Origin of the sequence: Herminiimonas sp. (genome assembly GCF_030645555.1) — a bacterium.
GTDB lineage: Bacteria > Pseudomonadota > Gammaproteobacteria > Burkholderiales > Burkholderiaceae_D > Oxalicibacterium.
On the sequence record NZ_JAUSME010000198.1, the window covers coordinates 1 to 1940 of the forward strand.

General features: G+C 58.6%; 1 protein-coding gene and 1 pseudogene. Both read left to right on the plus strand.

Annotated elements, in window-relative coordinates; translation table 11 throughout:
* The coding region (gene nosZ, locus Q7T06_RS07695) for a TAT-dependent nitrous-oxide reductase (protein ID WP_304782920.1) at positions 1-1470 on the plus strand (1470 nt) is incomplete at its 5' end.
* A gap of 54 nt (positions 1471-1524) precedes the next feature.
* A pseudogene (locus Q7T06_RS07700) lies at positions 1525-1940 on the plus strand (4Fe-4S binding protein); the annotation flags it as partial.

The following is a 1940-nucleotide window of genomic DNA, read 5'->3' on the forward strand; positions in this document are numbered from 1 at the left end:
AACGACAAAATCAACGGCCGCATTGCGCGCATCCGCCTGGACTACTTCATCTGCGACAAAATCACCGAGATTCCCAACATCCAGGGCTTCCATGGCATCTTTCCGGACAAGGCCGACCCGGTCGATCCGAAGATCAACTACACCACGCGTGTGTTCTGCGGCGGCGAGTTCGCTATTCCCTTGCCCAACACCGGTGCCGATGTGAACAAGCCGGAGACTTACCACTCGCTCTTTAGTTGCGTGGACGCCGAGACCATGGACGTGCGCTGGCAGGTGCTGATCGACGGCAATTGCGACCTGGTCGCCACCTCGTATGACGGCAAGCTGGCAGCGGCCAACCAGTACAACACTGAAAACGGCGTCCATTACGAAGACATGATGTCGGCCGAGCGCGACGCCTGCATTTTCTACAACATCGCCCGCATCGAGCAGGCGATCAAGGACGGCAAATTCAAGACCTATGGCGACTCCAAGGTGCCGGTGGTCGATGGCACCCGCAAGTCCAACGCGGATCCCAAGACTGCGCTGACAGCGACCGTCACCGTGCCGAAAAACCCGCATGGTGTGAACGCCAGCCCGGACGGCAAGTATTTCATCTGCTCCGGCAAGTTGTCGCCCACCGGCACGGTGATCGAGCTGGCCAAGGTGCTGGACTGGTTCGACGGCAAGCTGGAGAAGTTGGATGCGGCCATCGTGGCCGAGGTGGAGTTAGGTCTGGGACCGCTGCACACCACCTTTGACGGTCGCGGCAATGCCTACACCACGCTGTTCCTGGACAGCCAGGTTGTTAAGTGGAATGTGGAGGCCGCCATCAAATTCCATGCTGGCGACAAGAGCGCCAAGTACGTCGTGGACCGTATCGACGTGCACTATCAGCCGGGCCACATCAGTGGTACGCATGGTGAAACTCGCTCCGCTGATGGCAAGTGGATGGCGGTGGGCTGCAAGTTCTCCAAGGACCGTTTCCTGCCGGTCGGCCCGCTGCACGCCGAGAACGAGCAGATCATCGATATCTCGGGTGAGAAGATGGTACTGATCGCCGACCCCCCGGTGCGCAGTGAGCCCCACGACTTCATCATCCTGAAACGCGACCTGCTGCGTCCCAAGCAGGTCTATGACATGAACGAGTTCCCGCTTGCGATCAAGGATCCCAAGGAATCCGGTGTGTTCCGCAATGGCAAGAAGGTTACCGTCAAGCTGACTTCGCAGGCCCCGTCTTACAGCCTGCGTGAGTTCACCGTCAAGAAGGGCGATGAGGTCACCCTTATCTTGACGAACCACGACAAGGTGGAGGACTTGACGCACGGCTTCGCCATTCCGAAGTACAACGTCCAATTCATCGTCAATCCGCAGGAAACGGCATCAGTGACCTTCATTGCCGATAAACCAGGCGTTTACTGGTGCTATTGCACGCACTTCTGCCATGCGTTGCACCTTGAAATGCGCACGCGCATGATTGTTGAAGCCTGATTCAGGAAATTGAAGCGCCGCCATCGGGCGGCGCTTGCCCAGCAGGAATGAAATATGTATTCGCGATGCAGACGGTTAGCGGGCAATGTAAATTCTTACTTGGCAGTTTTTTTTCTTCTGTTTGCCCTGTGCGCGAGCGGCGCACGCGCGGCGACGGGTTCCTATGAAGCGGCGCTGCCGCCCGAACTGAATACCGCCAAAGACATGTGCGCCCTGGTGCCTTGCGCCGAGGTGTTTCCCGGCGCTGTGAGTTTCTCCGAGCGCCTGGGCCAGCCACCCTATGTGGAGGCCTACGGCGAACCCGAGGCCGGCAAGAAGAAGCTATTGGGCTATGTGATGTTGTCCACCGACATCACCGACACGCCCGCCTACTCGGGCAAGCCGGTGGTCACCTTGATGGGCATGGACCTCAAGGGCCGCTTCGTGGGCATCAAGGTGCTCAAGCATTCCGAACCCATCCTGCTGTTGGG